A 15,201-nucleotide genomic window follows, 5' to 3' on the forward strand; every position below is an offset into this window, starting at 1 on the left:
AGTGCGAAGGGAAACACGAAAATGAAAAACGCCGCAGTGACGCGGCGTAATGGGACTTAACGCAAACCGAGCTGAAAAATCATGGTTTCAGCCTGGCAGCTGAAGGTGAAATCGATATCCAGCTGCACTCCCTGATCCACTTCGCTGAAGCGCGATTCAATCAGACAGGGTTCTGATTCAACCTCGCGGGCACGTTCGGTCAGTTGCGCTAATTTCGCTTCCGCATCGGCACGCTGAGCAAACCATTCTGACCAGCTGGCGGTGCAATCGGTGTTATCCATTACCGTGCCGACATCAACACAACAACAGGCTGCGGTTTCGGTCGCACTGCATTTTTTAATGGCATCAGTCATTTCATTCTCCAGACCAGCAATTGCATAGGTTGAGCGATTTTATGGACGAAATCTTACCTGCTCGCTGAAAGATGCGCCACGCACCTGTTGCTAAGTGACGAATATCACAATAAAAATTGATCCAGAACAAACTGGAATGGTTATGCTGTCCAGGATCAGGGGCTTTTTGTTATGCAGATCGAATTTTAAGCGATCAAACCTGAAATATTTTAAAAACAATATTGCAACATGCACACAGGTCGGACCTATACTCTCCGCACTGGTCTGATATGTGCGCTTTACATCAGTCCCTACAATCCGCCGTCCTTTGTTACGCGACGTTATAGCGTTAAATAATAATTCACATGAGGTTGTGGTCATGAACCATAAAAACCTGTTTGCAAAGTCAGCCGTGGCGGCTGCAGTGGCGCTTGTCTCTTCCCACGTTTACGCTGCTGGGTTTCAGTTAAATGAATTCTCTTCGATTGGTTTAGGTCGCGCATATTCAGGCGAAGGGGCAATGGGTGATACCGCGGCGTCTGCCAGCCGTAACCCGGCGACAATGGCGTTAATGGATCGCCCGGAATTTTCTATCGGGGCTGTCTATATTGCGCCGGATGTAAATATCAGTGGTCGCAGTCCCAGTGGCCGCAGCCTGGATGCGAATAATATTGCCCCTAATCAGTGGGTACCCAATATTCATTATGTCCAGCCCATCAACGATCAGTGGTGGATTGGCGCATCTGCAACCTCAAACTACGGCTTAGCAACAGAGTTTAATAATGGCTACACCGCTGGCGGTTACGGCGGTAAAACTGACCTGATGACCGGCAATTTAAATCTCAGCACCGCTTATCGGTTTAATGAACATTTTAGTGCAGGCATCGGTTTTGATGCGGTTTACGCTAAAGCCAAAATTGAGCGTTATGCCGGTGAGTCAGGCGCGCGTCTGGGGGTTCCGGCTGATACGCAGGTTGCCCATCTGAAAGGCGATGAGTGGGGCTACGGCTGGAATGCTGGCATCCTGTATGAAGTGGATGAAAATAACCGCTTCGGCTTTACCTATCGTTCAGAAGTGAAAGTTGATTTTGATGGCGATTACAAAAGTAATCTCTCATCCCGGCTGAATGCGGTGAATAATCCGGAAGTGTCAGGCGTACCTTTTGGCACCAACGGCACCACCGTTCCAGGCGCGTTAACGCTGAATCTGCCAGAGATGTGGGAAGTGTCGGGCTGGCATAAAGTGGCACCGCAGTGGGCGGTTCACTACAGCATGGCTTACACCAGCTGGAGCCAGTTCCAGGAGCTGAAAGCCACTGGCTCTAACGGCCAGACACTGTTCTATAAAGATGAAAGCTTCCACGATGCCTACCGCATTGCACTGGGTACGACCTATTCCTACGACAAGAACTGGACGTTCCGTACCGGTATTGCGTTTGATGACAGTCCGGTTCCGGCCGATAAGCGCTCTATCTCCATCCCGGACCAGGATCGTTTATGGCTGAGTGCCGGTACTTCTTACGCCTTTAACGATGATGCCTCGGTGGATTTAGGCATCTCTTATATGCACGGACAGAAAGTGACGGTGAAAGAAGGTCCTTATACCTTTACCTCTGAAGGCAAGGCCTGGCTCTACGGCGCGAACTTTAACTACAAGTTCTGATTGGATAGCACGATCAAAAAGGGCGACTCTGGTGAGTCGCCCTTTTTTGTGGACGTGGATCGCTTAATGGCTCAGGGAGCATACGCCCTGCGCAAAGAGGCAAAAACAGCCATCCCTGGCGGCTCAGCGCAGGCGATTACTCGGCGTCAATATCCTTAAGGTCATCCTGAATCGCGGCTGCGTTAGGATTATCTTCCGGCTTGAGCTTGCCGCCGCGCGCCAGGAAGTCGTGACGCTGGAAGTAAGCGTTACGGATGAAGGCGTACGGATCGCTCTGCTGTTTCAGGATTGCATCAGAGTCCAGCAGCTGCGCGCGGGTCTCAATCCCTTCAAGCGTCCATTTACCAATCGACATTGGCCAGGTCAGCCAGCCAAGGATCGGATAAAGCGTATCAACGTAGTCGCCGCCATCCTGACGCACCGTGAAGCTGCCGTAAGCAGGCAACTCAACATAAGGCCCGTAGCCGACGCCATAGTGACCGAGCGTAGTACCGAAACGATGCGGCTCTTCACGCGCCAGTTCCGGATTCGCTTTACCGGCAACGTCAATGAAGCCGCCCAGTCCCAGCACGCTGTTCAGGAAGAAACGGGTAAAGTGCACACCCGCATCACGCCCGTTACCGACCAGGATGGCGTTAACCATGCTGGCAGGTTCTTCCAGGTTGCCGAGGAAGTTGCTCAGGCCGGTACGTGCCGGCACCGGCACATAATCACGCCAGGCCACAGCGACCGGACGCAATACATACGGATCCAGCACGTTGTAGTTAAAGTTAAACATCGTGCGGTTAAAGCCTTCGAACGGATCGCTGCGCTGAGCAGGATCGCTATTCGCCGGCTTTGAACTGGCACAACCTACCAGAAGGACGCTGGCGACAGCCAGGCTGGTCAGGCGATAATTCATTCCAATCTCCCTGTGCGGATGAAAAAGGTCTACCCATCGTTCAGGTCACAGCCCGGTATCGAATCGACTTACCCGATGAGCATAGCTGACTTTGTGCCAGAGGCAGCAGGCAATGGCACGCATCATCCTGAACGCGGTCAGTTGATGCGTTCAGGGAAGCTGCTGATTAATCTCTACCGCGATCGGCTGATGCCCATCCCAGGGCGTCACTGCGCTCAGGCCCAGCCAGTCACCCGGCCGGGGATTGGCTGGGTCACGGGAGATACGCACCCGGACCTCGACCTGATGCTGCGCCGAAAGCAGGCGATCCGGCATCATGGCGTTGCTGTCATCCAGCGTCAGCGACAGCGGGAAGTGACTGAGCGGCATCCGCTTAACAGCCACCGGCACCGGTGAAGCACCGTCAGAAACCGAAATATACAACACTCCGTCCTGCGGTAACATTTTTTCTGCCTTAGGTGCCAGCGTCACGGTCAGTGCCAGTTGACGACTCTGTTGCCCGGCGGCACTTCTGGCCTTTTCGATGCTGCGGGCGATCATCGCCTGTCGCGAATCACCGGCCGGCAACAGACCCAGCAGGGTCTGCCATGCGTCGATAGCCTGATCATATTGCTGCTGTCCGTAAGCATTAAATGCCAGCAGGCTCAGCGTACGCAGGTTTTGCGGATCCGCTTTAAGCAATGCCTGCAGCAGCAGTGACGCCTGACGGTTATCCTGCGGGTCGGGGGATCGCGTCAGGACTTCGGCATAATCCTGTTTTAGCGCCAGATCGTTGGGAGCAAGCTGTAGCGCATGCTCAAATGCCTGGCTGGCGATGTCGGCATTATTCAGCACCATGCCGAGCCGTCCCAGCATCGCCCAGTCAGCCAGATTATCCGGTTCCGTTTGCAACGCGGTACGCAATCCGAGCTGTAAACGCGCCAGCTCCTCCATGCTCAGCGGTTTAGCGCCAGGGTCCATCAGTCGGGCACGCAGCTCAGGATACGCCTGCTGCACCTGCTTCCAGCCCGTGAGCTGTGCCAGGCCACCGGTTTTCAGGTAAGTCCCCAGCGATACCCCAATCAGCACGATCAGGCCTGGCAGCAAAATCCAGCGGCTGCTGCTGTGTGACTTCATCGTCTGTGCCGGCGGAATATCCGCCAGCAGTGTCTGCTGTAACTCCCGCTCCATCAGCGGACGCTCAGCGACGACGCCCTGATCTTCATCCTGCGCCAGCTCATCTATCCGCTGGTGGTAGAAGCGCTGATTAAGGCGATCGCGATCGCCTGTGCTGGCCTGACGTTGCCGCCAGCCCGCCGCCATAAACAGCGTACAGGCCGCCAGCAGTAACAGAAAAAGGGTGATCCAAAATGCACTCATTACGGCTTCCTGTCTGACTTCAGTAGCGCATTAAGACGCTGTTGCTCATCTTCATCCAGCTCACTGCGGGTTTTTCGCTGACGGCTGCGCAGGATAATCACCGCACCGCCCAGTAGCGCAAACAGCGCCGGACCAGCCCACAAAACCAGGGTTGAGGGCGTGACCGGTGGCGAATAGCTGACGAAGTTGCCATAGCGCGCCACCATGTAGTCGATGATCTGCTGGCGACTCTGGCCCTGCTTCATCAGCTGATAGACTTTCAGCCGCATATCGGCGGCAATCATGGCGTTTGAGTCGGCGATGCTGTTGTTCTGACATTTCGGACAGCGCAGTGAAGCGGTCAGGTCGCGGTATTGTTCTTCCTGGGCCACCGAGTCAAATTGCAGCGTGTCGATGCCTGCCCACAGGTTGATGCTGAACAGCAGGCCGCAGAGCAGTAACAGCGTTCTCATGATCCCGCCTCCGCACTGTATTTCACCCACAAGGGTTTCACTTCCTGATCCCAGACGCGCGCATTGAGATCGCCCGCGTGGCGATAACGGATGATCCCCTTACCGTCGATCAGAAAGGTTTCCGGCGCGCCATAGACGCCGAGATCCAGTCCCAGCATGCCGTTGCCATCATAGAGGCTCAGCGCGTAGGGGTTGCCCAGCGTATTCAGCCAGTTAACCGCCTTGTGACGATCGTCTTTGTAGTTCAGCCCGACGACGCGAATGCCCTGCTCCGCCAGCGTATTCAGATACTGATGCTCGGCGCGACAGGTCGGACACCAGGTCGCCCAGACGTTCAGCAATATCGGTTTACCATCTGTCAGCACGCGCTGGTCGTAGGTTTTGCCTGGCTGATCGAGTGCTTCCAGCCGGAACAGCGGCACCGGCTTGCCGATCAGAGCGGATTCGAGACGGGTCGGATCGTCGCCATCGGCATTACGTGTCAGCTGCCACAGCAGCGCCGCCGCCAGCAACAGAAACAGCATCAGGGGAATAAACAGGATTTTCTTGTTCATGTCCGCTCCTCAATTCCCGCTTTTTTGCGCGAACGATAACGGGGATCAAACAGGCAGAACAGCCCACCCAGCGCCATCAGCGCGCCACCGAACCAGATCCAGCGGACAAAGGGTTTGTAATAGATGCGCACGGCCCAGCCGCCATCCTCCAGCTCTTCGCCCAGCGCCGCATAGAGATCGCGGCTGAAACCCCCATCAATCGCCGCTTCGGTCATCATGGTGCGGGCGGCCGTATAAAAGCGTTTCTCTGCCTGCAGCGTCGCTTCATGTTTGCCGTTGCGCGTGACATCGATGATGCCCATGCCGCCGCTGTAGTTAGGCCCCTGCAGATTCTGCACGCCGCGGAAGACAAAGTGATAGTGATGAATATCGATGCTATCACCCGCCTTCATCCGCACATCGCGTTCCACGCTGTACTGGGTGCTGAATGCAATACCGATCACCGTCACCCCTACCCCAAGATGGCCCAGTACCATGCCCCAGTGACTGCGCGACAGGTGACGTAAACCGGCAAAGAACGGATGACGGTGAGTGGCGCGCTCATGCAGTTCCAGCAGCGTCAGCACGATAATCCAGAGTGACATCAGCAGGCCAACCACGGTCATCGCCTCAATGCGATCCTGCAGCCACCAGGGAATGATGACGGAACAGGCCAGGGTCACGATCAGCGCCAGCGCCAGCCGCTTTGCCAGCTTCTGCGGCTCATCGCGACGCCAGCGCACCAGTGGCCCGATCCCCATCAGCAGCGCAAACGGCGCCATCAGCCAGCTGAACATGGTGTTGAAGAACGGCTCACCGACCGAAATGCTGCCCAGGCCCAGTTGCTTGTGCACCAGCGGCAACAACGTGCCGAGCAGAACCACCAGCATCGCGGCAATCAGCAGCACGTTATTACTCAGCAAAAACGATTCGCGCGACCAGGTTTCATTCTGCACCCGGCCACGTACCTGCCCGCCTTTAATAGCGTAGAGCAGGAGCGAACTGCCGATAACAATCACCAGAAACGCGAGGATAAACATCCCGCGTGCCGGATCCGAGGCGAAGGAATGCACCGACACCAGCACCCCGGATCGCACCAGGAACGTCCCCAGCAGGCTCAGCGAAAACGCGGTAATCGCCAGCAGCACGGTCCAGGCCTTAAAGGTGCCTCGCTTTTCCGTGACCGCCAGCGAGTGCATCAGGGCGGTACCTGCCAGCCACGGCATAAACGACGCATTTTCAACCGGGTCCCAGAACCACCAGCCGCCCCAGCCCAGCTCGTAATAGGCCCAGGCCGAGCCAAGGACAATACCAATCGTCAGAAAGACCCAGGCCGCCGTGGTCCAGGGACGCGACCAGCGCGCCCAGGCCGTATCCAGCCGTCCGGCCATCAGCGAGGCGATAGCAAAGGCAAACGCCACCGAAAAGCCGACATAGCCCATATAGAGCAGCGGCGGATGGAAGATCAGGCCGATATCCTGCAGCATCGGATTCAGGTCATGCCCGTCTATCGGGAAGTCCGGCAGCGTGCGGCCAAATGGATTCGAGGTCAGCAGGATAAACAGCAGGAAGCCGAGATTGATCATACCCATGACCGCCAGCACGCGTGCCAGCGCATCCTGCGGCATTCCGCGACTGAATATCGCCACCGCTAATGTCCAGGTGCTGAGCAGCAACACCCACAGCAGCAGCGATCCTTCATGCGCGCCCCAGGTGGCAGCAATGCGATAGTAAACCGGCAGCAGGCTGTTGGAGTTTGTAACGACATAGGCAACGGTGAAATCGTTGCTGATAAAGGCCCAGACCAGCAGCGCAAAAGCCGCCGCGATGCAGATAAACAGACCGCAGGCCAGCGGACGCGCCATCGCCATCAGGCGGGCATCCTGGCGCACTGCGCCCCACAGTGGATAGCTGCTCAGCAGCAGGGAGAGCCCCAGCGCCAGGCAGAGCAGAAAAGTACCAATCTCGGGCATCATGATGATTTATTTCCCGCCTGATACAGCGACTGCGGGCCGGTGTGATTACTCTTCATCGCGTCTTCAATCTCCGGCGGCGTATATTTCTCATCATGTTTCGCCAGGACTTCTTTGGCGATCACCTGGTTGCCCGCCGCCAGCACGCCCTGCGCGACGACGCCCTGCCCTTCACGGAACAGATCCGGCAGGATGCCTTCAAAACTGACGCTGACCACGCCGCGGGCATCATAAAGTTTGAACGACACGGCAAGCGTATTCGGATCGCGCCGGACGCTGCCGGGCATCACCATGCCGCCGACGCGCAGCCGCTGACCCGCTTCGGGCTTCTCGTGCGCTTCGCCTTTGCCGTAAAGGATTTCACCTGGGGTATAGAACAGATCGATGTTTGAGCGCAGCGCATACATCACCAGCGCGGTGGCCAGGCCGAGGCCGAGCAGAATCGCCACTGCCGCATAGAGGCGGTTGCGTCGACGGGTATTCACAATGTCTCTCCTGCCGCTTCAGCCGCGGCTTTTTTAGATTTCGCTGCCCGGATGCGGCGTTCCCGCGCGTCGCGCTGGCGGATCTCAGCCAGCAGGCGGCGGCGCAGCAACAGGGTATGCAGCGTCAGCCCGACAAGCGGAATCAGCGTGCAGGCAACTGCCAGCCAGACATAGAAGGCGTAGCCCCCCATCTCAAAGAAGGCGTGCCAGGAGGAAAAGGCGGGTGTCATGCCTGCTCTCCCCGCTTCGCCACATCAATCGCCCAGGGACGATGACGTTCGGTTAACAGAATCAGGTTGCGCAGCCGCATCAGGGTCAGCGTGATAAACACCAGCAGATAACCGATGATTGCCCAGCGCAGCGGCGTTCGCATCACTGGCGCAATCGCCTGCTGGAGAATGCCCGACGAGCCCTGATGCAGGGTATTCCACCACTGCACTGAGAAGTGAATGATCGGCAGATTAACTACGCCGACCAGGATGAGAACACCCGCGGCCCGCCCTGCGGTGCGGCGGTCATCAAAAGCGTGCCAGAGCGCAATCACGCCCATATAGAGGAACAGCAGCACCAGCTCCGAAGTGAGGCGTGCATCCCAGATCCACCAAGTCCCCCACATCGGCTTGCCCCATGCGGATCCGGTGACCAGCGCAATAAAGGTAAAGACCGCGCCCACCGGTGCCATGGCGGCGGAAACCAGATCGGCCATTTTCATCTGCCACACCAGACCGATAAAGGCGGCGATGGCCATCGAGGCATAAATGCCCATCGACCACATCGCTGCGGGCACATGAATGTACATGATGCGGAAACTGTCGCCCTGCTGATAGTCAGCGGGAGCAAATCCAAAGCCCCAGGCCCAGCCCAGCAGCAACGCCGCCAGCCCTGAGATGGCGAACCACGGCACCAGTCGCCCCGAAAACTGATAGAGCCGTTCGGGCCTGGCCAGCTGATGTAACGCTTTCCACATATCAAATGCTCACATTAACGATAAAAGAGTGTTGCCGCGTCTTTTACGCGCGGTTATTTCAACGGCTGTTATTGCAAAGTAATTCTTAGCGCTGCCGCCGTGGCAAACGGGGAGAGCGTGGCGCTGCCCAGCAGCATCGCGCCGAGAATCGCCAGATAGCCATTAATCGGCAACCCCTGACTAGCCGCCTCCATCGCCGCACTGGCGAAGATCAAGACCGGAATAGCCAGCGGCAGCACCAGCAGGCTAAGCAGTACGCCACCACGCCGTAAACCCACCGTGAGACCTACACCAATGGCACCGAGAAAACTCAGGGTTGGCGTGCCGAGCAGCAGCGTCAGGGCCATCGCCCGCCAGCCATTAAAATCCAGCGACAGCAGCAGCGCAGCCAGCGGCGACAGGATAATCAGCGGCACGCCTGTGACCAGCCAGTGCGCCACCACTTTGCCGATAACCGTTACCGGGAGCGGCGTCGGCAGCAGTACCAGTTGCTCCAGCGAACCGTCGCTGAAGTCATCGCGAAACAGCCGCTCCAGCGCCAGCAGCGACGCCAGCAGCGCGGCAACCCAGGCTACGCCCGGTGCAATGCGCGCCAGCTGTTGCGGGTCAGGTCCGATGCCCAGCGGAAACAGGGTAATAACAATCAGGAAAAACCAGAGCGGATTGACCACATCAGCCCCGCCGCGAAAAGCGATGCGTAATTCACGCTGGATGAGGCGAAACAGCATCAGCCTGCCTCCCCGTCGCCGAGGCGAATTTTGCGCACCCGCGCAGCATCCGCGGGCAAATCCTGATGGGTTGTCAGGATCACTGCGCCACCGTTATCGGCATGCCGGGCGAATTTCGCCATTAATTTTTTAACACCCGCTTTGTCGATGGCGGTCAGCGGCTCGTCGAGAATCCATATGCGGGCCTGGCTGAGCCACAGACGCGCCAGCGCTACCCGCCGCTGCTGGCCCGCCGATAACCGGCTAACCGGCACCTCTTCGTCGCCCGTGAGATCGACGCTTTCCAGCGCAGCAAAGATCTGCGCATCACTGCAATCAGGATGGTAGAAACGCAGATTTTCCAGCGGTGTAAGCACGCCTTTGACACCGGGATGATGGCCCAGATAGAGCATCGCCTGATGCCAGGCTTCGCGCTGCCGCAGGATTGGCCGCTGCTGCCAGCGTATTTCACCCTGTTCAGGACGGCTCAGGCCAGCCAGCAGGCGCAAGAGTGAGGTCTTACCGGCACCATTGGGACCTTCAATCTGCACAATGTCGCCTGCAGAGACGCGAAATGAGAGCTGCCGGAACAGCGCACGTTCGTCGTATGCACAAGTGAGCGTAATGATTTCCAACATCGAGGGGGGAATCGCACCAGCTAAAAGTGGCCGGGATATTACCACAATGTTACTGTGGGCCGAAGTGTGAGCCACCGCTCAGTTTCGATGCCATGGGTTTATTCGTGCGGTATCACCCGCAGTCTGAATAAAAATGCAGTTCCGAAAAACGTTGTTACGCTTATTCGCATCGATCGTTACATTATCGGCAAATAAAAAACGGCTACGCTTATTACGCGACAGCACTATCACCAGGAGAAAATATGAAGCCTTCATCAGGTAATGAACAGGGTCCTAACGACGTCGAGAGTGAAGAGAAGGATAAGGGCACTGACATCGAAGTCGATGAGGAGGCTTTACCCTCCCGCGCCGCCGCCATCCATGAAGAGATCCGCCAGGATGGGGAGAAGGAGCTGGAGCGCGACGGTATGGCGCTGCTCTGGTCAGCCATTGCGGCGGGCTTATCCATGGGCGCCTCGCTGATGGCGAAGGGGATATTTCAGGTGCATCTGGATGGCGTACCAGGGGCATTCCTGCTTGAAAACCTGGGTTATACCTTTGGTTTTGTTATCGTCATCATGGCGCGTCAGCAGCTGTTTACCGAAAATACCGTCACGGCAGTCCTGCCGGTTATGCACAAACCGACCTGGAGTAATGGCGCTCTGCTATTACGTTTATGGGGCATCGTCTTGCTGGGTAACCTGATCGGGACGGCGCTGGGTGCGCTGGCGTTTAATGAGATGCCGATATTTGACGAAGCTACCCGTCAGGCGTTTACCAACATCAGTATGAAGGTGATGGAAAATACGCCCGGCGAGATGTTTGCCAATGCAGTGATCTCCGGCTGGATTATCGCCACCATGGTCTGGATGTTCCCCTCGGCGGGCGGCGCCAAACTGCTGGTGATTGTGATGATGACCTGGCTGGTTGCGCTGGGTGATCTGGCGCATATCGTGGTGGGATCGGTGGAAGTGCTCTATCTGGTCTTTAATGGCAGCATCAGCTGGTATGAATTCTTCTGGCCGTTTGCCCTGCCGACGCTGCTCGGCAACATTACCGGCGGCACGCTGATTTTTGCCCTGATCAGCCACGCGCAGATCCGCAACGACATGAGTGAAGCTGCTGTGGCTAAAGCGAAGGCTGAGAAGAAGAAGCAGGAGAAACGTCGCCAGCGTGAAGAGCAGGAAAAGGCTGAGTAAATCCAGGGCAGACCGAGCAGATTGAACCGCTCTGTCTGCTTTTCAGGTCTGTTTGCTGAAGGCGATTTGCCAGGCGGGCGTCTGAAAAACGTTTACTGGAAGTGGCTGCTGTAAAGAGGGAGTGAAGCTTTAAGAGTCGGGGTGCCGCTTCAGTCTGGATGACATCCCGGACTTCAGTACAGCTGTTTCCGCTTTCTGCACGTAACGTTAGCGCGTGCAGAAAACCGGAATTGCTGGCGGAATGAGCAAACGGACGGCGAAGTAGTGAATCTCACTGCCTGTTTGCGCTATACTGCGCGCCGCTGTCCTCTTAGTTAAATGGATATAACGAGCCCCTCCTAAGGGCTAGTTGCAGGTTCGATTCCTGCAGGGGACAATTTTTGCAAGTCTGAACTTGTCTAAAAAAGTCTAAAAACCCTTACAAAACATGAATATAAATCATAATTCATGTCCTGCACTGTCCTGTAAAGTACAATGGAATCTATACACTGATGTGTATAAAATTGCGTATATCTTAGTTCGATCTTTTCTCTATACACGTACTTCTATCTGATATTCAAATTAAACGTACTATACGCAAGACAAGCCTTATACGCTCAACGATGGCGCAGGGCTATCTCTGTTGGTTGATGTCAATGGTGTTAAGGGCTGGTTCTTCCGCTATCGCTTTGCTGGCAAACCCTAAATGATTTCATTGGCATTAACGGGGAAGTTTCGCTTGCAGAGGCTCGCCGCAAACGTGAGGAGGCGCGTGTGTTGCTCGCTAAGAGGATCAACCTCAGTGACGCACGTAAAGCCGATAAAATAGCGCTGCGTTTCTCTCATGAGAATAGATTTGAAGCCATTGCCAGATAATGGCACGCCAGTACGAAGTCAACCTGGTCGAATGGATTTGCTTAAGAAGTTCTAGGGTGCCTTGAGCGTGATATTTTCCATTACGTTGATCACCGCCCCATTGAGCAAATAAAGCCACTTGAACTATTGGCCGTCCTGCAAAAAATAGAGAAGCGTGGCACGTTAGAGCAGACTAGCAAGATCCGACGCCGCTGTGGTGAAGTCCTCCGTTTTGCTGTGGTAACAGGCCGAGCAAAATACAATTTTGCTCCCGATTTAGCTATCGCATTGAACAAGCCTAAACAGAATCACTTCCCGTTCCTGACAGAGAAAGAGATTCCAGCTTTTGTTGAAGCGCTTGAAAGGTATCAGGGTAGCTTACTGTCTAAATACGCCACTCCGTTACTCATGCTTACTGGTGTCCGCACCGTTGGACTCCGTGAGGTTTCATGGAGTGAGTTTGATCTCGAGAATGCTCTGTGGGAAACACCGAAAGAATGAATGAAAAAGCGCCGCTCTCATTTGGTGCCGCTATCGTCTCAAGCAATTGAGAATTTAAATAAACTGAAGGTGATATCAGGTAAATATCAGCTAGTGTTACCGGGCAGAAACGATGTTAGAAAGCCGATGAGCGATGCCAGTATTAATAAAGTGATAAAGATGCTTGGCTATCATGGGCGGCTAACGGGGCACGGTTTCCGCCATATGATGAGCACGGTCTTGCATGAACATGGCTTTGAAAGCGCATCGATTGAAATTCAGCTTGCGCATGTTGATAAAAAAACGATACGTGGGATTTATAACCATGCACAATATATCGTTGATAGAGAAAAAATGATGCAATTGTACGCAAACTCATTATTTATTAATCATTAAACTTCTGTATTTTGAGGACAACTTCATCTCCATATTTAATTTTTAATCTCAAAACAAAAGATGGCTCAATGTATTTTGCAAAACCTAAATACCCCTTCAACTTATATATACTTTCTTTATCTAATAAACCAAGAGTAAAATGATGTACCATAGCGCTAATACTTCTTTTTCTTTCACGTCCTAATGACACTACTCCTTCATTACTTAACGTTATACCGGTCACATGACGGTTGAACTTTTTGGATGAAAAAACGGTTTTTGCATTGTTAACTTTTATATTTTTCAGCCCAACAACTTTTAAAGACTCTTTGACTAGAGCAGGAACTGAAAATAATATATCTTTCTGATTTGTGCTGAAGGAAAGATCGTCAGCATAACGCGTATATACAATTCCTTTATCTTTGCATATTTTAGAAATAAGCTCATCAAAGAAAAACATTGTTACATTTGATACAAATGGCGAAGAGGGTGCACCTATACTCAGACGCAAAGAGCTGTTCCTTCTTAACTTCCAAAAGAATAGATTGGACAAAACCATCTTATCCTGATCGCTTAATATCAATCCTTGTTTTTCAATGCAGGCCAAGAAAATATCAGGCTTTATGGATAAAAAGAAATTTCTAAAGTCCATTTTTAAAATAAATTTATTTTGAACATGAGCATTAGCATTATCTTTTATACTCTTGCCCTTTACATAGGCCATCGCAGCCTCATGAATATTCAAATGATTTTTAAGTAGACTCACTACAACCATCTGTAATGTTTTAACTGTTCTCGCTGGTTGAGCAATAAGTCTATCTTCGCCATTTCTTTTTTTAACGGTGAATTGTTTATAACGTCGAGGCATGGTATTCACATAACTAAGGAAATCCTTCTCAGACAAGAAAACACCCTGTGCTAAATATTCTACTATATCCATATTAACCTCCTCTTCGCTTACTTATTTGCGTCAAAACATTTCGGCGTTTCTTTGCAGTTTCATCCATAGACTCATCACCAAATTTTATATAAGACTGTATTATTGACATTCTCATATTAGGTGAATCTTTAATCCTCCCCTGTTTAGTACGCCCAAATCGAATTTTACTAAGCTTGCTATCAATCACAAAGTAATATCTAGATCCACTATACTCTATTGAATCTATTAATTTTAAAACCTCAAGTAAATAAAGAGACTTTGATATTTTAGGCAGTGACTCATCAATTTCCAAACAAGATAAAACCCATTCTATTTCGGTTATTTTAATTGGCTCAGAAAGAAGTATCACTTCTAATATTAGAGCAGCAATATGGCCTGAATTAGTTTTCGAGAATTTTTCTGTTTTTTGCACAGCTTCAAGTTTAGTTATCACATCGCTAGCGACATGTTCTATTTCTGAATATCTTAGACTTTGACTATCTGGCCAAGGATATACACTAACAGAATCAGCAGAAGCTCGCCTGAGGCTTTCTAAGGGACCTAAATAAATAAATGAGGATCTTGGCGGAATTTCTTTTTCTTCATCCCCAGATAATTCTTCCGCAGGTACAAAAACCAGCAATCTATGAGCTATAGATGATTTATTGACAAACATACCCAATTCAACTAAAGATCCAGCACTTTCAAGAAAGATAACAATCAAGGTGGATATATTTGCAATATCCTCCTCAAACTGCATCAAATCAGAATAAGCTCCGCTTTTGAAATAGTCCTTAAAAGCTTCCGCCATAACTAATGATTTTGATATTTTAGGATTATGTTCTGCAAAATACCTAAATACTCTTTCTCTTAAACTTGCTCCTATCTGTACAGTAGGCCCTCCGCAAACAAATACGACTGGTGGGATATACTGAACCGTAAAATTGGCAATAGATAATTCACCCCACTCGGCTAAGAGGGTATCTAAATAACCTGAATCGTAAGAAGAGTCACTCAATGAAAACACTCCATGTAAAAAAACAAGGCGGCTAAGCCACCTTGTTTTCTCTTTACCTAGAGGATGCGCTAAATGCTTTTGGTGCGCTCCTAAGCTTGCGCAGGATCGTGCCAAAAGTATTTAGCGCAACCCAATCACACGCAATAAGTTAGAGTCTGGCGAAACGCCCGACAAGGATAAACCGTTTGGTATCCTTCGCGTAAAGAGTACCAGCATGATATCAAATCATTTTTATAGTACAAGCTCTGAAGCTAATATAATCCTAGAACCCACCAAAACGGCGCTACAGCGCAAGCGCACCCGCCTGCGGTTTCCGTATCATGAAATTATTTCAGTTTCGCTTTTCTACAAAACACCATCTCCGCCCGCAGCAGCAGAGGGTTTACT

General features: G+C 52.5%; 16 protein-coding genes, 1 tRNA gene and 2 pseudogenes. 6 read left to right on the plus strand and 13 right to left on the minus strand.

Annotated features, from left to right (window positions below; translation table 11 throughout):
- Positions 1-56: 56 nt before the first annotated feature.
- Entirely contained in the window at positions 57-353 is a 297-nt protein-coding gene (locus tag ACMGGP_RS12190; protein WP_010671435.1) for a YfcZ/YiiS family protein, read from the minus strand.
- 358 nt (positions 354-711) lie between these two features.
- On the opposite strand from ACMGGP_RS12190, the gene fadL reads away from it, so the two are divergent.
- The gene (gene fadL / locus ACMGGP_RS12195; protein ID WP_010671434.1) at positions 712-1,995 is read left to right on the plus strand and encodes a long-chain fatty acid transporter FadL; all 1,284 of its coding nucleotides are present in this window, start codon (positions 712-714) and stop codon (positions 1,993-1,995) included.
- Positions 1,996-2,131: 136 nt separating this feature from the next.
- On the opposite strand, the gene mlaA is transcribed toward fadL, so the two are convergent.
- The 10 genes from mlaA to ccmA all read right to left on the minus strand — a co-directional run bounded on the left by mlaA (position 2,132) and on the right by ccmA (position 10,010).
- Positions 2,132-2,896: a phospholipid-binding lipoprotein MlaA gene (gene mlaA, locus ACMGGP_RS12200; RefSeq protein WP_022625091.1), complete on the minus strand. Its 765-nt coding sequence runs from the start codon at positions 2,894-2,896 to the stop codon at positions 2,132-2,134.
- Between the two features lie 150 nt (positions 2,897-3,046).
- A complete protein-coding gene (gene ccmI, locus ACMGGP_RS12205) occupies positions 3,047-4,255 on the minus strand; it encodes a c-type cytochrome biogenesis protein CcmI (protein ID WP_498798473.1) in 1,209 nt (402 codons plus the stop codon).
- A complete protein-coding gene (locus ACMGGP_RS12210) occupies positions 4,255-4,707 on the minus strand; it encodes a cytochrome c-type biogenesis protein (RefSeq protein WP_031590568.1) in 453 nt (150 codons plus the stop codon). The genes ccmI and ACMGGP_RS12210 overlap by 1 nt, the downstream gene beginning before the upstream one ends.
- Entirely contained in the window at positions 4,704-5,261 is a 558-nt protein-coding gene (locus tag ACMGGP_RS12215) for a DsbE family thiol:disulfide interchange protein (RefSeq protein ID WP_010257920.1), read from the minus strand. The genes ACMGGP_RS12210 and ACMGGP_RS12215 overlap by 4 nt, the downstream gene beginning before the upstream one ends.
- On the minus strand, positions 5,258-7,216 hold the full coding sequence (locus tag ACMGGP_RS12220) for a heme lyase CcmF/NrfE family subunit (RefSeq protein WP_167430173.1): 1,959 nt from the start codon (positions 7,214-7,216) through the stop codon (positions 5,258-5,260). The genes ACMGGP_RS12215 and ACMGGP_RS12220 overlap by 4 nt, the downstream gene beginning before the upstream one ends.
- Positions 7,213-7,698 (minus strand): cytochrome c maturation protein CcmE, encoded by a 486-nt coding sequence (gene ccmE, locus ACMGGP_RS12225; RefSeq protein WP_010671430.1) that lies wholly within the window; start codon positions 7,696-7,698, stop codon positions 7,213-7,215. The genes ACMGGP_RS12220 and ccmE overlap by 4 nt, the downstream gene beginning before the upstream one ends.
- Positions 7,695-7,928, minus strand: coding sequence for a heme exporter protein CcmD (gene ccmD / locus ACMGGP_RS12230; RefSeq protein WP_010257916.1), 234 nt, complete (start codon positions 7,926-7,928; stop codon positions 7,695-7,697). Before ccmD ends, ccmE begins: the two co-directional genes overlap by 4 nt.
- Complete coding sequence (locus ACMGGP_RS12235) at positions 7,925-8,665, minus strand: heme ABC transporter permease (RefSeq protein WP_010257913.1); 741 nt, start codon at positions 8,663-8,665, stop codon at positions 7,925-7,927. The genes ccmD and ACMGGP_RS12235 overlap by 4 nt, the downstream gene beginning before the upstream one ends.
- A 68-nt stretch (positions 8,666-8,733) precedes the next feature.
- Positions 8,734-9,393, minus strand: coding sequence for a heme exporter protein CcmB (gene ccmB / locus ACMGGP_RS12240; protein WP_010671428.1), 660 nt, complete (start codon positions 9,391-9,393; stop codon positions 8,734-8,736).
- On the minus strand, positions 9,393-10,010 hold the full coding sequence (ccmA, locus tag ACMGGP_RS12245) for a cytochrome c biogenesis heme-transporting ATPase CcmA (protein WP_022625094.1): 618 nt from the start codon (positions 10,008-10,010) through the stop codon (positions 9,393-9,395). Before ccmA ends, ccmB begins: the two co-directional genes overlap by 1 nt.
- Before the next feature lie 242 nt (positions 10,011-10,252).
- Between ccmA and ACMGGP_RS12250 the strand changes: the two genes are divergently transcribed.
- The 5 genes and pseudogenes from ACMGGP_RS12250 (at position 10,253) to ACMGGP_RS12270 (ending at position 12,898) form a co-directional block, all read left to right on the plus strand.
- Complete coding sequence (locus ACMGGP_RS12250; RefSeq protein WP_010671426.1) at positions 10,253-11,188, plus strand: formate/nitrite transporter family protein; 936 nt, start codon at positions 10,253-10,255, stop codon at positions 11,186-11,188.
- A gap of 304 nt (positions 11,189-11,492) precedes the next feature.
- Positions 11,493-11,564 (plus strand) — tRNA-Arg (locus tag ACMGGP_RS12255).
- 216 nt (positions 11,565-11,780) lie between these two features.
- Positions 11,781-11,873: pseudogene (locus ACMGGP_RS12260) on the plus strand (Arm DNA-binding domain-containing protein); the annotation flags it as partial.
- 230 nt (positions 11,874-12,103) lie between these two features.
- Positions 12,104-12,523 (plus strand): annotated as a pseudogene (locus tag ACMGGP_RS12265) (tyrosine-type recombinase/integrase); the annotation flags it as partial.
- A complete protein-coding gene (locus tag ACMGGP_RS12270) occupies positions 12,524-12,898 on the plus strand; it encodes a tyrosine-type recombinase/integrase (protein WP_498798474.1) in 375 nt (124 codons plus the stop codon).
- Here ACMGGP_RS12270 and ACMGGP_RS12275 read toward each other — a convergent pair.
- Both ACMGGP_RS12275 and ACMGGP_RS12280 read right to left on the minus strand, forming a co-directional pair.
- Positions 12,888-13,817, minus strand: a complete 930-nt coding sequence (locus ACMGGP_RS12275; protein WP_498798475.1) for a retron St85 family RNA-directed DNA polymerase — start codon at positions 13,815-13,817, stop codon at positions 12,888-12,890. The genes ACMGGP_RS12270 and ACMGGP_RS12275 overlap by 11 nt on opposite strands.
- A 1-nt stretch (position 13,818) precedes the next feature.
- Positions 13,819-14,814 carry a retron St85 family effector protein gene (locus ACMGGP_RS12280; protein WP_498798476.1) on the minus strand — a complete coding sequence of 332 codons (996 nt, stop codon included), beginning with the start codon at positions 14,812-14,814 and terminating at the stop codon, positions 13,819-13,821.
- Positions 14,815-15,201: the final 387 nt, after the last annotated feature.

This window comes from Curtobacterium sp. BNK-1, from assembly GCF_048685235.1.
Taxonomy (GTDB): domain Bacteria; phylum Pseudomonadota; class Gammaproteobacteria; order Enterobacterales; family Enterobacteriaceae; genus Pantoea; species Pantoea agglomerans.

What these genes read in the sequence shown, in the direction of transcription:
- ccmI (WP_498798473.1), bottom strand. Translation starts at nt 4,255, where the DNA reads ATGAGTGCATTTTGGATCACCCTTTTTCTGTTACTGCTGGCGGCCTGT.
- mlaA (WP_022625091.1), bottom strand. Translation starts at nt 2,896, where the DNA reads ATGAATTATCGCCTGACCAGCCTGGCTGTCGCCAGCGTCCTTCTGGTA.
- ACMGGP_RS12235 (WP_010257913.1), bottom strand. Translation starts at nt 8,665, where the DNA reads ATGTGGAAAGCGTTACATCAGCTGGCCAGGCCCGAACGGCTCTATCAG.
- fadL (WP_010671434.1), top strand. Translation starts at nt 712, where the DNA reads ATGAACCATAAAAACCTGTTTGCAAAGTCAGCCGTGGCGGCTGCAGTG.
- ACMGGP_RS12275 (WP_498798475.1), bottom strand. Translation starts at nt 13,817, where the DNA reads ATGGATATAGTAGAATATTTAGCACAGGGTGTTTTCTTGTCTGAGAAG.
- ACMGGP_RS12270 (WP_498798474.1), top strand. Translation starts at nt 12,524, where the DNA reads ATGAAAAAGCGCCGCTCTCATTTGGTGCCGCTATCGTCTCAAGCAATT.
- ccmD (WP_010257916.1), bottom strand. Translation starts at nt 7,928, where the DNA reads ATGACACCCGCCTTTTCCTCCTGGCACGCCTTCTTTGAGATGGGGGGC.
- ACMGGP_RS12220 (WP_167430173.1), bottom strand. Translation starts at nt 7,216, where the DNA reads ATGATGCCCGAGATTGGTACTTTTCTGCTCTGCCTGGCGCTGGGGCTC.
- ACMGGP_RS12190 (WP_010671435.1), bottom strand. Translation starts at nt 353, where the DNA reads ATGACTGATGCCATTAAAAAATGCAGTGCGACCGAAACCGCAGCCTGT.
- ACMGGP_RS12250 (WP_010671426.1), top strand. Translation starts at nt 10,253, where the DNA reads ATGAAGCCTTCATCAGGTAATGAACAGGGTCCTAACGACGTCGAGAGT.
- ccmA (WP_022625094.1), bottom strand. Translation starts at nt 10,010, where the DNA reads ATGTTGGAAATCATTACGCTCACTTGTGCATACGACGAACGTGCGCTG.
- ACMGGP_RS12210 (WP_031590568.1), bottom strand. Translation starts at nt 4,707, where the DNA reads ATGAGAACGCTGTTACTGCTCTGCGGCCTGCTGTTCAGCATCAACCTG.
- ACMGGP_RS12215 (WP_010257920.1), bottom strand. Translation starts at nt 5,261, where the DNA reads ATGAACAAGAAAATCCTGTTTATTCCCCTGATGCTGTTTCTGTTGCTG.
- ccmB (WP_010671428.1), bottom strand. Translation starts at nt 9,393, where the DNA reads ATGCTGTTTCGCCTCATCCAGCGTGAATTACGCATCGCTTTTCGCGGC.